The following is a 21,088-nucleotide window of genomic DNA, read 5'->3' on the forward strand; positions in this document are numbered from 1 at the left end:
TGTTTGTTGGTTGAAAGCCTGCATTTTACCCGTAACCCGGAAAGAATCTGTACAAGACTGGCAGATTTCACAACACATATGCATAATATGCGCAAGTTGTTGGCAGCGCTGCTTTCCCTGAGAAAGGGAATGGTGGATAATTAGCACCTTTCATTTGAGTCACTTATTAACGAAGGAGCAATTCATGTCGGATCAAAACACGCAGAACGGGGGCGATCAGTCCAAAGATAAGGTTGAATGGACCAAACCCGCTTCATTATTCAATATTTTGTGCAAAAAATTTGCGCCGATTTCCGATCTCCAGCATAAACAGCTGCCTTCGTGGTCAATACTGGTTTTTCTGGGTGTACTGCTGCTGGTATTCGTCTGGAAGCAGATTGCTGTCAACCAAGCGGAATCACGGCTGGAAAAAGGTCAGGCTGAATTGGCCCTGAAGCTCGAACAGGAAAGCACAGCACTGGTCAAAAAGGCACGCGAATATGCGGACAGCCAATATAACAAGGAAGAAGAACGCTTCGGCCAGGTACTGGCATGGGCAGTGCGTGGTGAATTGATCCGTAATAACCTTGACCAGATTGACCAGTATCTGTCTGAACTCGTCAGAACAAAAGATACGGAACGTGTCGTGCTGATCAGTGACGAAGGAAAATTGCTGGTATCTACTGATAAAAGGCTGATCACTGAAGACGCATCGAATCTTTATCCGAAAGAAATTCTTGATTTGCAAACCATTACCGTCAAATCAGATGTGGCCGGTAAAAAACTGCTGGTTGTACCCGTCATGGGGTTGAACAAACGCATGGCCACCATCATCATCAGCTACAACCCCCCCCCCTTGTTGAACTGATACACACAGACTGCTGCCTGCAACCCCCCGTTATACGGGGGTTTTTTATGTAAGATTACCCACCCCGGTTGGCCGCAAGGTGTTCATGCTCCAGTACCGTACGACTGTCGCATCCTGATCCCGCAAATGGGGAACGGCACAAACTGAGTTCTGTATTACCTTCGGTACCACGGAGAACAAGCACTTCATTGGCAGGATTGCCCGATATGTTGCCGACGACATGCATATCCAGCATTTTCAGTAATTCCCCCGGCACACTCAGGAAGGAAGGTGAATCGTGATTTCCGGCTATGATAACAATGTGCCGACAAGTGGAAGCCGCAATAGCGTGTTTTGAAGAATTGTCTGTTTTATATTGATCTACGCGCAATGCCAGATTTGATCTGGTGAGCTATTCAGACAGTTTATTTTTACATAAATGCCAGGGGCGATTGACGCTTGCCCGGTTAATCGGTATAGTGACCGACTTTTCCGGGGTGTAGCGTAGCCTGGTAGCGCGCCTGGTTTGGGACCAGGATGTCGGGAGTTCAAATCTCTCCACCCCGACCAATTTTCGTGTCGTTGATACGGGCCAGAGCCCGGCTTGAGTAAAGGTGCCCGTAGCTCAACCGGATAGAGCACCAGCCTTCTAAGCTGGGGGTTACAGGTTCGATTCCTGTCGGGCACGCCAAGTTAGATCTGATCTTGTCTTGATCAGATAAATTGGTTTTCAGATCCATGGTGGCTGTAGCTCAGTTGGTAGAGTCCCGGATTGTGATTCCGGTTGTCGTGGGTTCGAGTCCCATCAGCCACCCCAAAAAAACCTGCTTTTGTTGCCCGCAATTTCAATGTTTTCTTACGTTCCGAAAACATCTTCCCACAGTTGAAAGACTGCCCGTCTGGCACTACTTAAGTAATCGCTCGTTACACGAGCAAATTTCTGGGATACATCTTTTGGTAAAGCAGTACCGGTGGCTTCAGGTATGCCGCTCAGCCGGAGTTGATGTTGTGTACGCCGAAGTTCACGATAGGCGATAAACGCTGCATTTGCTTTCTCAGCGGATGTCAGCCCAAGTTCTCCGGCAAGCTTGAGTAAAGCAATGTTACCAATGTTGCCGGTTAATTGTGGATAGCGGTGGGCGTAACCCAGAACCAGATATTGCACAATAAATTCCACGTCAATAATGCCACCGTGATCATGCTTGACATCGAATAACGGTGTGGAATTTGGGTGCGCTTCCAGCATTTTTGTACGCATCATCAGAATTTCCCGTTTGAGATTTTCCATATCACGCGGTTGGCAAAGGATATTTTTACGTATCTGTTCAAATTTTTCGCCCACTTCACTATCACCAATGACAAAGCGCGCACGTGTCAATGCCTGATGTTCCCACACCCAGGCCTGCTCATGCTGATACAGGGAAAAAGCCTCAATGGAATTGACCAGCAATCCGCTGGTGCCATTAGGGCGTAATCTTAGATCTGTCTCGTAAAGTACGCCGGCGGAGGTATGGCTGGTTAGCCATAGATTAATATTCTGGGCAAGTTTAGTATAAATCTCCATGGCATCAGGGTGATTGTCCTGGTAGAGATAGACGATATCGAGATCGGATACGTAACCCAATTCTTTCCCCCCCAGTTTGCCGTAGCCTATAATGGCAAAAGCAGGAGATTTCCGGTGTTTCTTTTTTAATCCCTGCCAGGCGAGTTGTAAAACATTGTCAAGAATAAGATCAGCAAGTGCGGTTAAATGGTCGCTGAGTGTTTCCAGCAACAAATTTCCTTCAAGATCAACAGCAAGCAAACGAAACACCTGTGCATGCTGAAAATGTCGTAGTACATCCATTTGCCATTCTATTATCTGTGCCTTGGGTATATTGCCGTGATGCAGCTGATGGATAAGCTCTGTTTTAAGCGTTGGCCAGTCTGGCAGGGTGTGCAGGCCGGATGGGGCAAGTAATTCATCCAGCAGAATCGGGTGGCTGCCAAGATAATCACTGGCCCATTGGCTGATACTGACCAATTTGGCTACTCGTGGCAGGGTTTGTGGATACTCCTGTAATAAAGCAAGGTAGGCTGAATATTGTCCGATTTTTTCGAGTAGTCGCAGCATACGTTCCAGCGTAATTTCCACAGGAGGAAATCGAGTTACCACTTCCATTAATGTGGGCATTAATTCCAGGATACGTTCCTGATTAGGGTGGCTTAGCTGCCGAAACGTAGTGCCATCGTAAAATTGCTGAACGCGTGCAGTAATTTTGTCAGGGTCAATATATCCTAGTGTTTTTAGTTGATTACTGAAGACCTTAACTATTTCGTTGTCGTTGGTTTGTTCTGGCCTGATCCGGGCGAATGTACCAAGCTTTATGGCTTTGCGGCGTACTGCAAAAATTTGCTCAAAATGACGGGTAACATTCTGGCGATGTAGATCAAGGTGTTTGAGAAAACCGGTATAGTCGGTAAATCCCATACTTTTTGCTATCAATATCTGATCATCCGAATGTTGTGGCAGATTCTGAGTTTGTTGATCATCCAGATATTGCAGGCGGTGTTCAAGTTTGCGCAGAAAGTAATAGGCTTCAATCAGCTCTTCTACTGTCTGTTCGGGGAGAGGCTGTTTCTGCTTTAATCGCTGCAAGACGCCAAGTGTAGGGCGAATACACAAATCGGCATCCCGTCCTCCTCGGATTAGCTGAAACACCTGGGTGATAAATTCAATCTCACGGATACCACCGGGGCCCAGCTTGATATTATCGTGCAACTCGCGCCGATCTACTTCTTTGCGCAGTTGAGTGTGCAGACTACGCATCGCCTCATAGGCCTCAAAATCCAGATATTTGCGAAATACAAAGGGGCGTACGATCAGTTCCATCAACGCTGCTTCAGCGATTGATGAGCCGGTGATTACGCGACTTTTGATCCAGGCGTGGCGCTCCCATTCACGGCCTTGTGTAACAAAATAGTCTTCAAGCATGGGCAGGCTGATGGCGAGCGGGCTGTTTTCGCCGTACGGGCGCAATCGCATATCGACACGAAATACATAACCGTCCACGGTATAATCATTGAGGCTGGCAATCAACTTTCGCCCGAGTCTGAGAAAAAATTCATGATTGGTAATGGATTTACTGCCATCTGTTTCGCCATCTTCGGGATAGATAAAAACTAAATCCACATCAGAGGATACATTGAGTTCGCCCCCGCCCAGTTTTCCCATAGCTACAATCAGCAATTGTTGCTCTGTACCAGTTTTTTCTCCTTTTGGTTTACCAAAGTGCCCGGGTTGCACCATTGCTGTATGGAGAAATTCGAGTGAAAACTGGATCGTTACATCGGCTAGAGCTGTCATGGTTGCCATGACTTCGTTCAGATCAGCCAGCCCGGCCAGATCGCGTGCAGCCAGCCGAAGAATGACGCGCTTGCGTAGTTGACGCAATAAACGGTGTAAATCTGCCTCATCTATCAGGTGCGCCGTGGAATCTTGGAGAAAACCAAGCATTTCTTCCCGCGTAAAGGGACTGTGTAATTGCTCCAGAAGTTCTTGTTGAAGCTCGGATTCATTTTCTAGTACCCGTTTCAAGTACCGACTGTAAGGCAGAATACTGCTGACAATGGAAGCTGCACGGGATGTGCTGATCGGTGTCGTCATATAAGATAGTAGTTACGCGACAAGTTATTGCTGCTGATTTTATTGCTTCGATGTATTACGGATTTAGTGATAGCTTCGCATAAAATGCTTTGTTTTTACTGTAGTGCATGATTCTACGGAAATGATATCCCGTTGAAGGGTGTAAAGACTGTTATTTCTTAAATGGAAACTAAATTTCAGGTAACGGATGAGATATTCCGGGAGCCAGCTTTGTATTGAGTCGGTTTATGTCGCGTTACTTCTTGCGCTATTGTGTGGTCTGCTTGAGCTGGGCGGGCAGATGTCTTCTGGTCGGCGTACTATTTCTTTGCCTGGCGCTGCTTGCATTACGTTACTGGATTTTGCCAGATATCGGCAATTACCGTTCTGATATTGCCGCAGCAATCACCCGTGTCGCCGGGCAGCCAGTGCGGATTGATGTCATCCAGGCTAATTGGGATGGGCTGCGCCCGCATTTATCGATGCAAGGCGTCAGTGTGCACGATCAGCAGGGTCATCTGGTATTAATTTTTCCAGGAATTGAAGGTACAGTTTCATGGCGATCAATGCTGCGTGGCGAGCTTAATTTTCACGAAATTGTAATTGATCGACCTGCTTTGGTAACACGCCGGGATACAGAGGGCTTATTACATATTGCAGGCATCACCTTGGGAGGAGATCGGCAGGAAAGTGGGTTCTTTGACTGGCTGCTGCGTCAGCGGCGCTTGGTGGTTAAGCAGGCGATCATCTACTGGCAGGATGATTTGCGATTGGGCACTGTACATTATTTTGAATCTGTCAATCTGCTTCTGCAGAACAGGCAAGGGGGAAAGCGTCATCAATTCGGGTTACGGGCACAATCATCTGGCCCACTGTTTTCCAAGGTGGATATTCGTGGAGATCTGATTGGTGATTCTGTACAGATGCTATCAGCGTGGCAAGGGCGTCTGTTCGTCCAGTTACAGGATTTTGATCTGGAAAACTGGCAAGAATGGATGACATTGCCGGCTGATCTGACGCTTAAGCGCGGGCAAGGCAGTGTGCGTGCCTGGATGGATGTTGGTGCTGGCAATCTCTCACGTTGGGTGGCTGATATCAATCTGCGAAAAGCAGCTATTCGTTTTGCGCAGCATTTATCCCTGTTGGAAATCGATCACTTGTATGGTCGTAGCGGGTGGAGTAAGACAGAAGATGCACAGGCTACAAATGAACAGTGGTTTGTACGTGATTTAAGTGTTGAATTGAAGGATTTTCCCCTTGCTGAGCCAGTTGCAGCGTTATGGCATGTGCGCAATCATAAGGATGGTGGTCCGCCTGAATACAGATTGCAGGTGGAAAAGTTTGACTTGAATGTACTGACCAGACTTGCCGCCAACCTGCCACTAGAAAATAGGTTATATAAATTCTTGTCTGAAGTGTCTCCTCGCGGCACAGTAAAACATGTAAATCTCGAATGGCAGGGCAATTGGTCTGAAAAATCATCCTTCAAAGCAAATGCTGTCTTCAGTGATCTTGCCGTGCAGTCACTTGATAAATACCCTGCATTCAGCGGTGCTAGTGGGATCGTCAACATGACAGAAACAGATGGCTCCCTGTTTCTGTCCTCAAGGAATATGGAACTCCGTAAGACGCAGCAGCCCGAAGAAAAATTACGATTGGATACTTTGATCGGGCGAGTAGATTGGAAAATTGCGCATGGTCATGAAACGGCCCAGCTGAAATTCAATAATATTGTTTTCACGAGCGATGCGGGGAATGGAGCACTTCAGGGGAGTTATGCTTTTAATGGCAATTTACCCGGACAGATAGATTTGGCCGGGCATTTGTCACAGGCCGATATACCTCTTTTGGGTCAATATATCGCCTGGGTGACCGATGAAACTGTGGTGAACGAGATCAACAAAGCTATCATCTCAGGGCAGCTGCATGATACAAGGTTTCATGTTAAGGGTATATTGAATAGCCAATCAGCTGATAAAAAGAACAGGTTATCCATTCGTGCAGAAACAGATATTGGCAATGCTGCTATCAAAACTCCCGGTGACTGGCCGGAAATTTCTGGCATGGCAGGATATGTCTCGCTACAGGATAGCGTTTTGGATATGTCACTTTCTTCTGCCAACATTTCTGGTATCAAGTTGCAAAAATTCACGCTGCAATCCGGTGATCTGCATGCAGAACAACCAAAGATCAGGATAAAAGGTCTGGCGGAGGGTGAAAGTGGTGAAATAGCCGCTTTGTTGCGTAAGGCAGATGTAAATCAGCATATTGGTGAGTTATTAAATCAGGCTGAATTTTCTGGAAAAGGACGATTGCAGGCAGATGTTTCTTTGTCAGTTACCCAGAAAGAATTTTCCATTGCCAGAATGCAAGGGCGTTATCAGTTTATGGATAACCAGATCAACTTTGACCGCTATATTCCTGATTTTTATCAGGTTAATGGATCACTGGTTTTTACTGAAGCTAGCATGGCGTTGGAGGGGGTTCGTGCCAAAGTACTAGGTGGGCCAGTCGAAATATCCTCTGTCTCTACTCCTGAAGGAGGTATGCATATTACTGCAAGCGGACGAGCTGATTTTGATCGCTTTCAGTCGGACAGGATCACAACTGAACCCGTGAATTTGTCACATTTGTGGACACAATTTATGCGAGGTAGTACCGATTGGCGGTTTGGAATGGATATCGAGCACAATAAAGCCAGTATTGTGATCGAATCCTCCCTGAAGGGCGTGGGACTCACGTTGCCGGCTCCTTTGTCTAAAACAGCTGCGGAGGTTGTTCCGTTGCGTCTGGAAAAATATTTTACCTGGCCACATGACGATCATACCCGCTTGCGCTACGGAGATATTATTACTGCGGAATTTCAGCGTGTTCATGAGGCTGTGCATCATTACCACCCGGTACGCGGCATCATCCGCTTTGGTGGAAGAGGTGTGCTGCCACAGAATCAGATTACCCGGATTGAAGGCGCTGTTGCCAAATTGGAATGGGATCAGTGGCGAGAGTTGTTCCGAAGACATGCAGAAGCGGATGTTTCGATTGATCATACAGCACGTGGACTGGATAATATTTTAACCGGGCCGGTACAGTTTGATGTGCGAATTGGGCAGCTTGAATTTCTGTCCAGCTATTTCAATGATGCCCACCTTGTTATCGACAGGCAGGATGATGTTTGGCAAATGCAGGTTTCCAGTCGTGAGGTCGCCGGTAAAATAGACTGGCATGCAACATCCCCACAGAAAGTGGCAGCGCGTCTGAGCAGATTAATTATGCCGAAGGACGCACCTGAACCCGCATTGTTACAGCACAGTCTTGATATCCCTGGAGATTGGCCGAATGTGGATATTGAGGCCGATGAACTGATCGTGGATGGTGTGTTGCTAGGTCAGATGAAATTGAGTGCTGTACAAAAGCAGAATGGCTGGCAGGTGGAGAATCTGGATATCAGACATCCAGATAGTACATTGCAGGCCAGTGGATTGTGGGAAAATCACAGGTCACCTTACCGGGTGTTTAGCCATATTCAGTTGCAATCAGGTAATATCGGTAAATTTCTGAAGCGCCATGGCTATCCAGGCCGTATCGCTCGTGGGGAAGGGGCGATGACAGGCGATCTGGAATGGGCAGGCAAGCCATTCTCTATCAATTTTCCAACACTATCCGGTAAACTGCAATTTGATGCCCGGCACGGGCAATTCACAGAATTGAAGCCTGGTATCGGCAGATTATTGGGGGTTTTTGACCTGAAATCTTTACCTCGCCGATTGACGTTGGACTTTTATGATGTATTTGGTAAAGGATTTGGCTTTGATAAACTTGGCGGCCATGTTGCTATCCAGAACGGTATCGCTTCGACTGATGGTTTATATATTATGGGGAGTTCAGCCGAACTTGTTCTGAGCGGAGAATGGGATCTGGTAAATGAGACTCAGGCCTTGAATTTGAAAGTATTTCCCTCATTTGGATTAGTAACCCCTATTGCTGGAATTGCTGCCATGATCGCTTCGGGAACGCTACAAGATCCTTTTAGCCGGGTGCTGCTGAATGAATATGCCATAACCGGAAGCTGGAATGACCCGGTTGTAATCAGGCTGGATGAGGAAGAGAATCAGGTTAGGCAGCGTAATCATAAGCCATAATGTTATTTTCAATCTGAAACAAAGTACGATTATTCGGATTTAAGCAGGTCAGGTACAATAACAATTACGAAGAGACCTGATATTTACGCTCTTGTCATTAAATTGAAAATATAAATCCGGGGCAAAATAAACTTGAAGGGAAAGGAAAGCTGAGTATAGGCAGCTTGACAATATTGATTGAATACAAGAGAGGGAAGAACTATGTCGACTAGTATAAATGTTGAATTGACTACTTCTCCCAGTTCAGGTATTGATTCCAAAGTACGGGTGGCAGCCGTACAGATGGCCTCTGGTCCCAGTGTAACAGCCAATCTTGAGGAAGCTTTTCGTCTGATTGAAGAGGCTGCTACAAAGGGTGCGCAACTAGTGGCATTACCGGAATATTTCTGTATCATGGGAATGAAGGATACCGACAAGCTGGCGGTACGTGAGAATCCTGGAGAAGGGGAAGTCCAGAATTTTCTGAGTGAAACTGCCAAGCGGTTTGGTATCTGGTTGGCGGGGGGGTCAGTACCTTTAGTTTCACCTCTTTCCAATAAAGTATACAACAGCTGTCTGGTATACGATGAACAAGGTCGGCAGGTGGCACGATACGATAAGATCCACTTGTTTGGACTGTCACTGGGTAACGAGAATTTCGCTGAGGAAAGAACGATCGACGCAGGTAATCGGGTAGTTGCAATTGATTCGCCCTTTGGCCGTATGGGGCTGTCTATTTGCTACGATCTGCGTTTTCCCGAGCTATACCGCATGATGGGTAAAGTGGATATCATTTTGGCGCCTGCTGCGTTTACCGCCATTACCGGAAAAGCTCACTGGGAGACGCTTATTCGAGCTCGTGCGATTGAGAACCAGGCTTATCTGATCGCGCCAGCGCAGGGAGGATTCCATGTGAACGGACGTGAAACCAATGGTGACAGTATGATTGTTGATCCATGGGGAGTAATCATTGATCGTCTTCCGCGCGGGGCCGGAGTAGTGCTCGCAGAAATCGATCGCGTATATCAGTCAAGTGTACGAGCGAGCCTGCCTGCACTGGAACATCGGTGCTTGCTTGCCTGCTGAGAAAATATAGATTTGATCTGACTTATACGTTACCCTAATTTTTCTACAGGCTGCCTTCATTGCATGCCTCATAGCCACAGTTTATTTATTTGCCCACTTTACTAAAGAGAATTTATTTCTGGAATGATGGATTCATTTGCGATAGCTGATCAGTACCTGCTGGCCCCGTATGAGTTGAATCCAACCAGGTTGCAGGATGTATTTGGTCAGATTCTTTCCCATCGAATTGATTATGCTGACATTTATTTTCAGTATAGCCGGTCGGAGGGCTGGGTGCTGGAAGAGGGCATCGTCAAATCAGGCAGCTTTAGCATCGACCAAGGAGTAGGGGTGCGAGCAATTAGTGGCGAGAAGACTGCTTTCGCCTATTCGGACGATATCAGCGGTCAGGCTCTGATTTCTGCAGCTCGTGCAACACGCGCAATTGCTGCTCAAGGCAGTGAAAAACAGACACGTATAATGGGTTTGTCAGGAAATATTACTCGACAGGCGTTGTATTATCCGTCTCTGGATCCCATCGCACTTTGTCAGGATGCTGACAAAATCAGGTTACTCGAACGCTTGGAAGAATTTGCGCGCGCATTGGATAAACGGGTTATTCAGGTCATGGCATCGCTGGCAGGAGAGTACGAAGTAATCATGGTTGCACGCAGCGATGGTTTGCTCGCTGCTGATGTACGGCCTCTGGTGAGGGTATCCTTACAGGTTATAGTCGAAGAAAGCGGTCAGCGGGAGCAGGGTGTTGCTGGAGGTGGTGGACGTTTTGACTATGGTTATTTTACCGATACAGTGTTACAGGATTATGCGCACAAGGCTGTTCATCAGGCGATAACAAATCTGGTTTCAAAACCGGCGCCGGCAGGAAGTATGACGGTGGTGCTAGGTAATGGGTGGCCGGGTATTTTGCTGCATGAAGCAATTGGCCATGGTCTTGAGGCAGATTTTAACCGCAAAGGAAGTTCGGCTTTCTCCGGGCGTATCGGGGAACGAGTTGCTGCGCCGGGAGTGACGGTGGTCGATGATGGCACGATACGTGATCGTCGCGGGTCGCTGAATATTGATGATGAAGGCAATCCGACACAATGCACTGTCTTAATCGAAGATGGTATTCTCAAAGGCTACCTTCAGGATAATTTAAATGCCAGGTTGATGAATCAGCCCGTTACCGGCAACGGCCGGCGTGAATCATTCGCTCATATCCCTATGCCGCGCATGACTAACACCTGCATGTTGAATGGAGACAAAGAGCCGGAAGAGATCATTGCTTCTGTCAAACATGGTTTGTACGCCGCTAATTTTGGAGGTGGGCAGGTTGATATCACCAGTGGCAAGTTTGTATTTTCCGCTGCGGAAGCCTACATGATTGAAAATGGTAAAATCACCTATCCGGTGAAAGGAGCTACTCTGATTGGCAACGGCCCTGATGTACTAACTCGCGTTTCCATGATTGGCAATGATATGGCTCTGGACCCTGGAGTCGGCACGTGTGGCAAGGAAGGGCAAAGTGTTCCGGTCGGTGTTGGGCAGCCAACTTTGAGGGTAGATGGCTTAACAGTTGGGGGAACAAACGGATAGTTATACGTGCTGGTATTATCTGCATGTTTTACTGGGGATATTTACGAGAAGTAAATATATAATCCAAGTAATATAGCTCGGATATTGTTTATCTCACGTCTTGTGTATTTTGCAGCCGACAAGGGAAATCTGGAAAGCTTGTTATCTCTGATCGATAAGGGCAACGGCGCTTTTTCCTGCATTACTGTTTAATTTCGAGCCTTGAGCGCGGATTATTCAATAATGCTTTATTGCTATGTAAGCAGCAAACGATATAAAGAAAGAATTGGCATTGGTTTTAATTACAAGATGAAAAAAATTATTTTAAATCTGGGAATTTCCTGGTATGAGTACTGAATTGACAGGTGCTGAGATCACAATACGCTGTCTGCAGGAGGAAGGGGTAAGTCATATTTTTGGTTATCCTGGTGGTGCCGTGTTGTTCCTGTACGATGAATTGTTCAAACAAGATAAAATCAAGCATATTCTGGTTCGCCATGAGCAGGCTGCGCTCCACGCAGCGGATGGCTATGCACGTTCCAGCAATAAAGTAGGCGTGGCTTTGGTTACATCTGGCCCGGGTGTTACGAATGCTGTAACGGGCATTGCTACCGCCTTCATGGATTCGATTCCAATGGTGATTATCAGCGGACAGGTGCCAACGGCTGCCATTGGTCAGGATGCGTTCCAGGAAGTGGACACAGTAGGGATTACGCGCCCTTGCGTTAAACATAACTTTCTGGTGAAAGACGTGGCAGAGCTGGCCACAACGATCAAAAAAGCTTTTTATATTGCATCAACAGGACGTCCTGGGCCCGTTTTAGTGGATATACCCAAGGATGTTACGCAGCAAAAGGCCGAATTTAATTATCCTGCCAGTATTTCACTGCGCTCCTACACTCCAGTAGTTACCGGAGATGTTCAGCAGATTAAAAGAGCCATCCAGATGATTTTGGAAGCAAAACGCCCCATGGTCTATTTTGGGGGTGGTGTGATTCTGGATAATGCTGCAGTAGAATTAACGGAATTCGTACGGATGCTGAATTTTCCGTGTACTGGTACACTCATGGGGCTGGGTGGTTATCCATCAACTGATCAGCAGTTTGTCGGAATGCTGGGTATGCATGGTACCTACGAGGCGAACATGGCTATGCAATATTGCGATGTGCTGATCGCGGTAGGTGCCCGCTTTGATGATCGGGTTATCGGAAATCCCAAACATTTCTGTAATGAAGAAAGGAAAATTATCCATATTGATATCGACCCATCATCAATTTCCAAACGTGTCAAAGTAGATGTTCCTATTGTGGGCGGCGTATCGGCAGTATTAAAAGAGCTGAACATGTTGCTCAAGGCTGGCAGGGAAACAACGGATATTAATGCGCTACTTAAATGGTGGGAACAGATTGAGCTGTGGCGTGCACGTGACTGTCTGAAATATGATAGGACGGCTAATATTATTAAACCTCAAATGGTGGTTGAAAAGTTATATGAAATAACCAGTGGGGATGCCTTTATTACATCCGATGTTGGGCAACATCAAATGTGGGCAGCACAGTTTTATAAATTTGATAAGCCACGCCGCTGGATCAATTCAGGAGGTCTGGGTACGATGGGATTTGGCTTGCCTGCTGCAATGGGTGTGCAAATGGCCAACCCGGGAAGCAAGGTGGCCTGTATTACCGGGGAAGCAAGTATTCAGATGTGTATACAAGAATTATCCACTTGTAAACAATATCATCTGCCCATCAAAATCATCAACCTTAACAATCGCTACATGGGAATGGTGCGGCAGTGGCAGGAGTTTTTCCACGGCAACCGCTATGCTGAATCCTATGTGGATGCATTACCTGATTTTGTTAAGCTTGCTGAAAGTTATGGGCATGTCGGCATGCGAATTGATAAACCGGAAGATATTGAAGGTGCGCTCAAAGAAGCCTTCAAGCTGGATGAGCAGCTTGTATTCATAGACTTTATTACAGACCAGACCGAGAACGTTTTTCCTATGGTGCCTGGTGGAAAAGGTCTATCCGAAATGATTTTGGTATAACAGTATGCGACATATTATTTCTTTGTTAATGGAAAATGAGGCTGGCGCACTATCGCGAGTAGCCGGTTTGTTTTCTGCTCGTGGTTACAATATTGAATCCCTATCTGTTGCTCCTACTGAGGATCCGACGTTGTCTCGTATGACTCTGGTCACGAATGGCCCTGAAGAAATTGTCGAACAGATTACTAAGCAGCTCAATAAGTTGATTGAAGTTGTCAAGCTGATTGATTTGAGCGATGAAGGTTATGTTGAGCGAGAACTCATGTTGATAAAGGTAAGGGCGGTGGATAAGGATCGTGAGGAGATGAAGCGACTCGTTGATATATTTCGGGGTAATATCATTGATGTTACAAATAAAATCTACACCATAGAACTTACGGGTACCAGAGCAAAACTGGATGGTTTCTTGCAGGCAATAGATCGCAATCTGATTCTGGAGATAGCCAGAACAGGTGTGTCCGGTCTCGGCCGTGGAGAACGGATTTTAGAACTATAAATTTTTTACCGGGATCTGTCGGTAGATTCTGATTTCATCGATAGCTCATCTGTCGATGTGGCTGCATAAACACTCAGGAAGGAAAATAATGAAAGTCTATTACGATAAAGATGCGGATCTGTCCCTTATCAAGAAAAAGAAAATTGCCATCATCGGTTATGGCTCACAAGGACATGCGCACGCTAACAATCTAAATGATTCGGGAGTCGAAGTTATCATTGGTCTGCGTAAAGATGGAGCGTCATGGGATAAAGCAAAGAAAGCTGGTTTGACTGTAAAGGAAGTAAGTGAAGCGGTCAAGGATGCCGACGTTGTCATGCTGTTGTTACCGGATGAGCAGATGGCATCGATCTATCAGACTGAAGTTGAGCCGGCGCTGAAGAAAAACGCTACACTGGCTTTTGCTCATGGTTTCAACATTCATTATGGACAGATCATCCCCCGTGAAGATTTGGATATCATCATGATTGCGCCCAAGGGGCCTGGCCATCTGGTACGTTCTACTTATACCCAGGGGGGAGGGGTTCCATCTCTCATCGCTGTTCATCAGGATAAGTCTGGCAGGGCGCGTGATTTAGCACTTTCTTATGCTGCCGCAAATGGTGGTACCCGTGGTGGCGTGATTGAAACCACTTTCAAGGAAGAGACAGAAACGGACCTATTTGGTGAACAGGTGGTGCTGTGCGGTGGATTAACGTCACTGATTCAGGCGGGGTTTGAAACCCTGGTGGAAGCCGGTTACGCACCAGAAATGGCCTATTTTGAATGTCTGCATGAAGTCAAGCTGATAGTGGATTTGATCTATGAAGGCGGTATCGCCAATATGCGTTATTCCGTATCAAATAATGCAGAATATGGTGATGTATCCAGAGGCCCCCGTATTATCACTGAAGCAACCCGCAATGAAATGCGCAAGATTCTGCGCGAAATTCAGACGGGTGAATATGCTCGTGAATTTATTCTGGAACACCGTGCTGGTGCACCTGTACTTAAATCGAGTCGTCGCCTTGCTTCCGAACACCCGATTGAAACAGTCGGTTCCAGATTGCGTGACATGATGCCATGGATCAAGAAAAACAAACTGGTTGACCAGGCGAAGAACTGAGTATATGTCGACTTCTTACTATCCACACCCGATTATTGCACGCGAAGGCTGGCCTTTTATCGCTGGAGCATTTGTTGTTGCATTAGTAGTACAATTTTTTGCTGGTTGGGTATGGGCGCTACCATTGTGGCTGGTTGCTCTGCTCGTTTTACAATTCTTCCGTGATCCTCCACGGGTTATACCTACTCTTGCCGGAGCAGTACTCGCCCCGGCAGATGGGAGAATTGTTGCGGTGGATAAGGTTCAAGATCCTTATCTTTCGCGCGAAGCGCTAAAAATCAGTGTTTTCATGAATGTTTTCAATGTGCATTCGAATCGTAGTCCGGTAGATGGTGAAATACGTGATCAATGGTATTTTCCCGGAAGTTTTCTGAATGCAAGTCTACCTAAGGCCTCTTTGGAAAATGAGCGTAATGCCTTGTGGATTAGAACCAAAGAAGGGCGAGATGTAACTTGCGTACAGATAGCCGGCCTGATCGCAAAACGAATTGTCTGTCATGTACATCCCGGAGAGCATCTTGCTCGTGGACAACGTTTTGGCTTTATTCGCTTTGGCTCGCGTGTTGACGTCTATCTTCCACCAGGAATGAAAGTCAATGTTGGAATTGGCGATAAGGTTCAAGCTACCCAAACAGTGCTGGCTGAATTTCGCTGATTATTTCCGACTGATATCCATATCTATTTATGCAGGAATCTGATTCGGAAAAATTGCCTGTTGCAAGCGTCCGGTGGCGAAGGAGGGGTATTTACCTGTTACCTAACCTCTTCACAACGGCAGCGTTGTTTTCCGGTTTTTATGCGATTGTGCAAGCAATGAATGGCCATTATGAGCATTCTGCTGTGGCTATATTCGTGGCCATGGTGTTTGATGGACTGGATGGCCGGGTGGCACGCCTGACGCATACACAAAGTGAATTTGGTGCAGAGTACGATAGCCTATCTGATATGGTTTCGTTTGGTGCTGCTCCCGCATTGATTGTGTATGAATGGGCCCTGAAAGACATGGGAAAGCTGGGCTGGATTGCTGCCTTTATCTATTGTGCCTGTGCAGCGTTGCGTCTCGCCCGATTTAATGTGTCAATCGAAATTGTAGATAAGAAATTCTTTCAGGGATTACCAAGCCCGGCCGCTGCTGCATTGATTGCCGGCATGATGTGGGTAGCACTGGGCTTTCAGATCGCTGCAGATGATATCAAATGGTTAGCCTGGGCCATGACTCTATTTGCAGGGTTAACCATGGTAACTAATATTCCTTACTACAGTGGTAAAGAAATTAATCTGCACAGAAAAGTTTCATTTTTCGTAGTATTGCTGCTGCTCCTGTTCTTCTTCGTCTTGATTCCAAGTCATCCGCCGCTTGTATTATTTGGATTGTTCCTGGCTTATGCATTATCCGGATATGGCATGAAGCTTTGGCGGTTATACAAAAACAGGAGACGCAGCGAGTTACGTAAGGATACCTAAGTGATCCAGCCCTGTTTCATATCGACCAACATTCTGCACAATCTACCATCCAGATCAGTCCTTGCTGTGTGCGAATGAAGCATATTTAGCCAGTTTGGGAGTTGGTAAAGTTGCATCCCGGATTATTCTCGTATTCCTGACTGCTGGTTCTCTGCTAAAGCTAATATATTTTCGATCCTTGCATCAACCTTCCCTACACTTTTCTTTTTTGCTCAAAATAATCTGGTGACAACGTTTGGGAGCTTATTTTCAAGCTTTGTTCAGATAAATTAACTTGATTCTAGTGTTTTTAGTATGAGCTATTCTTCTTTTGGACGTCTCGAAAAACCTCGACTCGTCCACACCTTAAGCGCAATCGCTGAAGAAAGAGATATTACGCGAACATTCGCTAGAAATCGTGCTATGCTACGAGAGTAGTTGTGCGGATGGCGAATGACTATTTTAATTGTGCATCCGCATACGAGAGTAGCAACACTTTTATCCGCGGCACTTGAGCTCCGGGTTCTTTGTATGCAGCTACATGAACTACGGCACGGGTAACGTTTCCAGATCTCACTAGCGGGACTCGCAGATCGAATTAGTAGCGAAGGCTCCAGTTTTCGGGTAAATTGTCTTGCTATTTCCTGGTCCGTGGCCAGCAACAGCCCTTCAAATCGGATCAGATGGTGCTAAACATATTTTTATATTCGCAATAGCCGCCAAGCTTGTCACGCAATAGGCAGAGTATTCTAACAATCAGGAGGTGTTTTATGGTAGATAAAGATAAAGCGATAGAAAAACAAAAATATCCCACAAGTTTCGGTCTTTTTTATCCTATCGGCTATGTGGTGGTTGCATTTTCAAATAAGGAAGATGCCCTACGTGTACAACAGGATCTGATAGCGGGCGGATATGAGCGCGACGATTGCGTATTTTTCTCAAGTAAGGAAGTAAAGATGGCTGCTCAGGAGAATCTCGATCAGAACCAGGGATTTCTTGCGCGGTACGGCTGGGCTGATGAAGCTATCCAGATTCACCTGGACTCGGCACAAGAGGGTAGCTCCTTCCTCGTAATCTATGCGCCAGACAAACTTTCATCTGATCGCGCAATGAACGTTGTTAGGCGTGTTCCATTTGAATTTGCACACGGATACCATCGATTAGCCATCGAGATACTGAAATAAATTATTTGTGCTCTCACTTCAAATAGTTCAAAGTTCAAAGTTAAAAATTAATCCATCTTGAAATTCCTTTTCGTCTGTTTGGCTGCTCACGATCAAGAATTTCTTGATGGGCTCTATAAAACTCAATTACCTCGCCCTGTGCATAGCTATTTGCAGACCATTACACATCGTAACAAGAGTGTGTATCTATTTTTACCAGATTATCTACAACAGTAGTCGGCTTTGTGAGCGGAGCAATCACACGAAGCTCTGATAGATGCATAAAATCAGATCAGATATTATCATGGCAATTTCCCGCTATGCCCATGTTATCCCCTCTCACGACAAGCTGAGTCGCCTGTTCGGTACGATCTACCCGATGTGCGCGGATGCTCTGCCCTGGGGGATTACCCTGACACCGTAGGTGACACCCTAGATGGCAAGATCAGTTACTGTTCCCGCAGTAGCCCAGTTAAAAACCGCTTTGCACGTAAAACCAGGGAGTAGTACCATTCCAATATATAGGGGACGGCCTTCAGCATTGAGCAAAATGGCCGCCACAAAAGGCACTTTGTTCTCGGATACCTGGTTTGCCTTGCTGCCAGCCAATTCCCCCAATTCCCCCAATTCCCCCCAAGGTAAGCATCATCCGCCTGGACATTGCCACATAGCATTGTATTTGGTATCCCGTTCGACCATCGCCTGTATCAGCTTCTGCTGAATCAGCCAGGCCGTGGGGTTCACGTCCAGCTGCCGTTTGAGGTCGAGCGCCGACAGGCCGATTTTGGCTTGGCTGATCAGATAAATTGCCAAGAACCAGATGCTTAGCGACAAGTGGATGCTTTAGAACAAGGTGCCTGCAATCAGAGATGTCTGTAGCTGGTAGCACTTACATTGGAAGTTCTTGTATTTTCCTGCCTGAAGTAAGTAGTAATTTGCGTTGCCGCAGCCCGGGCAGCTGAATCCTTGCGGCCAACGTGACGTTTCCAATGCATCCGCACATTACTCATCCCAAGAAATGCAGGTAAAGACAAGCCTTCTTGAAATTGGATACGGTTCATGGCCATGACAGTTCCTCTTTAATGGGTTTGTCTGGACCAGTATGGCCTTATCATAGAAAAAATCGGGCCTAGCTGAACAATCTTTCTAATCAGGAAAGATTTTATGATAAAGCGCTGTATGAATTGAGGCAGCTTGTCGAAAATGCTTTCCTTTATCTCAGAAGATGGCATGGAATTACCACAGACATGCTAAAAACGCCTCTTCTTTTCTCGCAGCCGCGCAAATTAGATGCATTGCCCTGGGCAAATATTAGATTTCTGCTCTTTTCTCATTTATTAATATAATATAATATAAAAACGAGAATGCTTATCAATAATATATACATGAGGGATTTTTGAATGAAGTTTATAGCCGGGACGGGTGGCGTATACATTGCGGTTACTATTCTTGCAATCTCAAGCGGGATGCAAACAGTATGGGCACAATCATCAACAGGCCAGTCAGCCAGCGATAATTCGGCGGTGCTGCCCGCCATCAACGTTTCCACGGACTCGATCAAACCGACTGATGGATATGTGACCAAAGAAAGTTTCAGCGCAACCAGAACCGATACACCTTTGCGTGATGTACCTCAGTCTATTACAGTTATCACCCAGGATATGATTCGTGATCAATCCATACAAAGCATTACCGAGGCTGTACGGTATGTTCCGGGGATTGTCCCGTCTCAAGGAGAAGGCCACCGGGATGCCGTAATCATACGTGGCAGCAGTACTACCGGAGATTTCTTTGTTGATGGATTGCGTGATGATGTTCAATATTATCGTGATCTTTATAATATTGACCGTGTTGAAGTCTTGAAAGGCTCCAATGGAATGATATTTGGCCGTGGCGGGGCAGGGGGGGTCATCAATCGCGTCACTAAGGAAGCTGACTGGCAACCGGTCAGGGCAGCTACCGCAGAATTTGGTTCTTACAACCACAAGCGTTTTACTGCGGATATAGGTCAACCGATCAATGAAATTGCTGCAGCCCGGCTCAATGGCGTATTTGAGCATTCAGACAGCTTTCGTGATAACGTTGATCTGAAGCGCTGGGGAATAAATCCAACGGTTACATTGTTACCAACCGATAAGACCAAAATCGTCCTGAGCGGAGAGTATTTTTATGATCGCCGGGTTGTTGATCGCGGCATTCCCTCATTCGGAACCATGGCCAATGTTATCAATTCCGGCCGACCGGCAGATATCGACCGTTCCACTTTTTTTGGAAATCCGGATGATAGCCATGCAAGAGTCGATGCCTGGTCATTCAACTCACTGATTGAACATTCCTTTAATAACAATATCAAGTTACGCAATCGCACTCGTTATGCTGACTACGATAAATTTTATCAGAACGTATATGCTGGTGGTCAGGCAACGGCTGAAGACGCAACTGGAACGGTAAATTTATCTGCCTATAACAATGCAACTCGGCGCAAAAATCTGTTTACCCAGACAGACTTGCTATTCAAGCTGAATACTTGGGGGGTGGATCATGAGTTCATGACAGGTGTGGAATATGGCCATCAAGTAACAGATAATTTCCGTAATACCGGACTCTTCAATAACGTTTCTAAAGTATCTTTTCTCAATCCAATGTCATTTGTGCCTGTCACTTTCGAGCAAAGTGTTACTGATGCAGATAACCACGGTGTGGTCGAAGCGGTAGGTGTATATGCGCAAGATCAGATTACTATTATTCCTCAGCTAAAAGCAGTACTAGGAATACGCTACGATAATTTTGATACGACTGTTCATAATAATCGCAATGGTGATAAGGTTCATTCCAATGATGGGCTGATCTCGCCACGGGTAGGGTTGATCTATAAACCGATAGAGCCTCTTTCCATTTACGGCAATTATAGTTTAGCCTATGTGCCGCGTGCTGGTGATCAGTTAAGCTCACTTTCGGTGACCAATGAAGCATTAAAGCCTGAAAAGTTTATGAATCTGGAACTTGGCGCCAAGTGGGATATCCGCCCAGATCTAGCACTAACTGCAGCACTGTATCAGCTTGATCGCAGTAACGTTATTGCAGCAGACCCAAATGACCTCTCTAGAACGATACTGGTCGATGGTCAACGTACGCGCGGAGCGGAAATTGGGTTGATGGGGAGAATCACTCCGCATTGGAGTGTGATGGGGGGGTATGGTTATACTGATGCCGAAATTACCAAGAATATTGCAGGCGCAGATAAAGGGGCAGCTGTGGCACAAGTTCCAAAACATACGGTAGCCGTGTGGAACCGGTATGATTTTACGTCTTACCTTGGTTTGGGACTGGGAGTGATTCACCGTGGCAGCATCTATGCTGCGGTTGATAATACGGTATTACTGCCAAGCTATACACGTCTTGATGCGGCAGTATTTGTACAACCGCATAAAAATATTCGCATTCAGGCGAATGTCGAAAATTTGGCTAATATCGAATACGCTACCTCCGCACATAACAATAACAACATTATGCCGGGCGCTCCGCGTATTTTCCGTTTGACGGCAATGGTTAATTTCTAGGTTCCCGATGGCCAGAACTCTAACTTGCATTTGATCAGAATCAGTTGCTGACAGATATACAC

Annotated in this window: 16 protein-coding genes, 3 tRNA genes and 1 pseudogene; 16 read left to right on the forward strand and 4 right to left on the reverse strand. The window is 46.2% G+C overall.

Features of this window, described 5'->3' with window-relative positions:
• The first annotated feature begins 184 nt into the window (after positions 1–184).
• Complete coding sequence (locus ABF86_RS03965) at positions 185–847, forward strand: hypothetical protein (RefSeq protein ID WP_011634339.1); 663 nt, start codon at positions 185–187, stop codon at positions 845–847.
• 55 nt (positions 848–902) lie between these two features.
• Here the strand turns inward: ABF86_RS03965 and ABF86_RS03970 are convergent, their stop codons facing one another.
• Positions 903–1,217 carry a hypothetical protein gene (locus ABF86_RS03970; RefSeq protein WP_143032827.1) on the reverse strand — a complete coding sequence of 105 codons (315 nt, stop codon included), beginning with the start codon at positions 1,215–1,217 and terminating at the stop codon, positions 903–905.
• 102 nt (positions 1,218–1,319) lie between these two features.
• Here ABF86_RS03970 and ABF86_RS03975 point away from each other — a divergent pair.
• The 3 genes from ABF86_RS03975 (at position 1,320) to ABF86_RS03985 (ending at position 1,643) form a co-directional block, all read left to right on the forward strand.
• Positions 1,320–1,396: transfer RNA gene (locus tag ABF86_RS03975), tRNA-Pro, on the forward strand.
• A 44-nt stretch (positions 1,397–1,440) separates the two neighbouring features.
• A tRNA-Arg gene (locus tag ABF86_RS03980) sits at positions 1,441–1,517 on the forward strand.
• Positions 1,518–1,567: 50 nt separating this feature from the next.
• A tRNA-His gene (locus ABF86_RS03985) sits at positions 1,568–1,643 on the forward strand.
• Positions 1,644–1,682: 39 nt separating this feature from the next.
• Here ABF86_RS03985 and glnE read toward each other — a convergent pair.
• Complete coding sequence (glnE, locus tag ABF86_RS03990; protein ID WP_074684544.1) at positions 1,683–4,472, reverse strand: bifunctional [glutamate--ammonia ligase]-adenylyl-L-tyrosine phosphorylase/[glutamate--ammonia-ligase] adenylyltransferase; 2,790 nt, start codon at positions 4,470–4,472, stop codon at positions 1,683–1,685.
• Between the two features lie 227 nt (positions 4,473–4,699).
• Here glnE and ABF86_RS03995 point away from each other — a divergent pair, with 227 nt between their 5' ends.
• The 10 genes from ABF86_RS03995 (at position 4,700) to ABF86_RS04040 (ending at position 17,890) form a co-directional block, all read left to right on the forward strand.
• Positions 4,700–8,590: a YhdP family protein gene (locus tag ABF86_RS03995; protein ID WP_074684543.1), complete on the forward strand. Its 3,891-nt coding sequence runs from the start codon at positions 4,700–4,702 to the stop codon at positions 8,588–8,590.
• 201 nt (positions 8,591–8,791) lie between these two features.
• Positions 8,792–9,655: a carbon-nitrogen hydrolase family protein gene (locus ABF86_RS04000; RefSeq protein ID WP_074684542.1), complete on the forward strand. Its 864-nt coding sequence runs from the start codon at positions 8,792–8,794 to the stop codon at positions 9,653–9,655.
• A 123-nt stretch (positions 9,656–9,778) separates the two neighbouring features.
• A complete protein-coding gene (gene tldD / locus ABF86_RS04005) occupies positions 9,779–11,230 on the forward strand; it encodes a metalloprotease TldD (protein ID WP_074684541.1) in 1,452 nt (483 codons plus the stop codon).
• 325 nt (positions 11,231–11,555) lie between these two features.
• Positions 11,556–13,259: an acetolactate synthase 3 catalytic subunit gene (locus tag ABF86_RS04010; protein WP_074684540.1), complete on the forward strand. Its 1,704-nt coding sequence runs from the start codon at positions 11,556–11,558 to the stop codon at positions 13,257–13,259.
• A gap of 4 nt (positions 13,260–13,263) precedes the next feature.
• Positions 13,264–13,755 carry an acetolactate synthase small subunit gene (gene ilvN, locus ABF86_RS04015; RefSeq protein WP_011634332.1) on the forward strand — a complete coding sequence of 164 codons (492 nt, stop codon included), beginning with the start codon at positions 13,264–13,266 and terminating at the stop codon, positions 13,753–13,755.
• Positions 13,756–13,843: 88 nt separating this feature from the next.
• Positions 13,844–14,860 carry a ketol-acid reductoisomerase gene (ilvC, locus tag ABF86_RS04020; protein ID WP_074455669.1) on the forward strand — a complete coding sequence of 339 codons (1,017 nt, stop codon included), beginning with the start codon at positions 13,844–13,846 and terminating at the stop codon, positions 14,858–14,860.
• A gap of 4 nt (positions 14,861–14,864) precedes the next feature.
• A complete protein-coding gene (locus ABF86_RS04025; protein ID WP_011634330.1) occupies positions 14,865–15,515 on the forward strand; it encodes a phosphatidylserine decarboxylase in 651 nt (216 codons plus the stop codon).
• A 29-nt stretch (positions 15,516–15,544) separates the two neighbouring features.
• Entirely contained in the window at positions 15,545–16,324 is a 780-nt protein-coding gene (pssA, locus tag ABF86_RS04030) for a CDP-diacylglycerol--serine O-phosphatidyltransferase (RefSeq protein WP_011634329.1), read from the forward strand.
• A gap of 749 nt (positions 16,325–17,073) precedes the next feature.
• The gene (locus ABF86_RS04035; RefSeq protein ID WP_011634325.1) at positions 17,074–17,487 is read left to right on the forward strand and encodes a hypothetical protein; all 414 of its coding nucleotides are present in this window, start codon (positions 17,074–17,076) and stop codon (positions 17,485–17,487) included.
• A gap of 256 nt (positions 17,488–17,743) precedes the next feature.
• A complete protein-coding gene (locus tag ABF86_RS04040) occupies positions 17,744–17,890 on the forward strand; it encodes a hypothetical protein (protein WP_160803466.1) in 147 nt (48 codons plus the stop codon).
• A 221-nt stretch (positions 17,891–18,111) separates the two neighbouring features.
• Here the strand turns inward: ABF86_RS04040 and ABF86_RS04045 are convergent, their stop codons facing one another.
• Both ABF86_RS04045 and ABF86_RS12745 read right to left on the reverse strand, forming a co-directional pair.
• Positions 18,112–18,279 (reverse strand): hypothetical protein, encoded by a 168-nt coding sequence (locus ABF86_RS04045; protein WP_160803467.1) that lies wholly within the window; start codon positions 18,277–18,279, stop codon positions 18,112–18,114.
• Positions 18,280–18,329: 50 nt separating this feature from the next.
• Entirely contained in the window at positions 18,330–18,533 is a 204-nt protein-coding gene (locus ABF86_RS12745; protein WP_240142214.1) for a hypothetical protein, read from the reverse strand.
• 90 nt (positions 18,534–18,623) lie between these two features.
• On the opposite strand from ABF86_RS12745, the pseudogene ABF86_RS04055 reads away from it, so the two are divergent.
• Both ABF86_RS04055 and ABF86_RS04060 read left to right on the forward strand, forming a co-directional pair.
• Positions 18,624–18,781, forward strand: a pseudogene (locus ABF86_RS04055) (IS5/IS1182 family transposase); the annotation flags it as partial.
• An 85-nt stretch (positions 18,782–18,866) separates the two neighbouring features.
• Complete coding sequence (locus ABF86_RS04060) at positions 18,867–21,026, forward strand: TonB-dependent siderophore receptor (RefSeq protein WP_011634324.1); 2,160 nt, start codon at positions 18,867–18,869, stop codon at positions 21,024–21,026.
• Positions 21,027–21,088: the final 62 nt, after the last annotated feature.

Origin of the sequence: Nitrosomonas sp. GH22 (assembly GCF_009833115.1) — a bacterium.
Taxonomy (GTDB): Bacteria; Pseudomonadota; Gammaproteobacteria; order Burkholderiales; family Nitrosomonadaceae; genus Nitrosomonas; species Nitrosomonas eutropha.

Excerpts from the sequence above, each read along its gene's own strand:
- ABF86_RS03995 (WP_074684543.1), top strand. The coding sequence starts at position 4,700 with ATGTCGCGTTACTTCTTGCGCTATTGTGTGGTCTGCTTGAGCTGGGCG.
- ABF86_RS04035 (WP_011634325.1), top strand. The coding sequence starts at position 17,074 with ATGGTAGATAAAGATAAAGCGATAGAAAAACAAAAATATCCCACAAGT.
- ABF86_RS04060 (WP_011634324.1), top strand. The coding sequence starts at position 18,867 with ATGAAGTTTATAGCCGGGACGGGTGGCGTATACATTGCGGTTACTATT.
- ABF86_RS04025 (WP_011634330.1), top strand. The coding sequence starts at position 14,865 with ATGTCGACTTCTTACTATCCACACCCGATTATTGCACGCGAAGGCTGG.
- ilvN (WP_011634332.1), top strand. The coding sequence starts at position 13,264 with ATGCGACATATTATTTCTTTGTTAATGGAAAATGAGGCTGGCGCACTA.
- pssA (WP_011634329.1), top strand. The coding sequence starts at position 15,545 with ATGCAGGAATCTGATTCGGAAAAATTGCCTGTTGCAAGCGTCCGGTGG.
- ilvC (WP_074455669.1), top strand. The coding sequence starts at position 13,844 with ATGAAAGTCTATTACGATAAAGATGCGGATCTGTCCCTTATCAAGAAA.
- ABF86_RS12745 (WP_240142214.1), bottom strand. The coding sequence starts at position 18,533 with ATGGCCATGAACCGTATCCAATTTCAAGAAGGCTTGTCTTTACCTGCA.
- ABF86_RS04010 (WP_074684540.1), top strand. The coding sequence starts at position 11,556 with ATGAGTACTGAATTGACAGGTGCTGAGATCACAATACGCTGTCTGCAG.
- ABF86_RS04000 (WP_074684542.1), top strand. The coding sequence starts at position 8,792 with ATGTCGACTAGTATAAATGTTGAATTGACTACTTCTCCCAGTTCAGGT.
- glnE (WP_074684544.1), bottom strand. The coding sequence starts at position 4,472 with ATGACGACACCGATCAGCACATCCCGTGCAGCTTCCATTGTCAGCAGT.
- tldD (WP_074684541.1), top strand. The coding sequence starts at position 9,779 with ATGATGGATTCATTTGCGATAGCTGATCAGTACCTGCTGGCCCCGTAT.
- ABF86_RS04040 (WP_160803466.1), top strand. The coding sequence starts at position 17,744 with ATGCATAAAATCAGATCAGATATTATCATGGCAATTTCCCGCTATGCC.
- ABF86_RS03965 (WP_011634339.1), top strand. The coding sequence starts at position 185 with ATGTCGGATCAAAACACGCAGAACGGGGGCGATCAGTCCAAAGATAAG.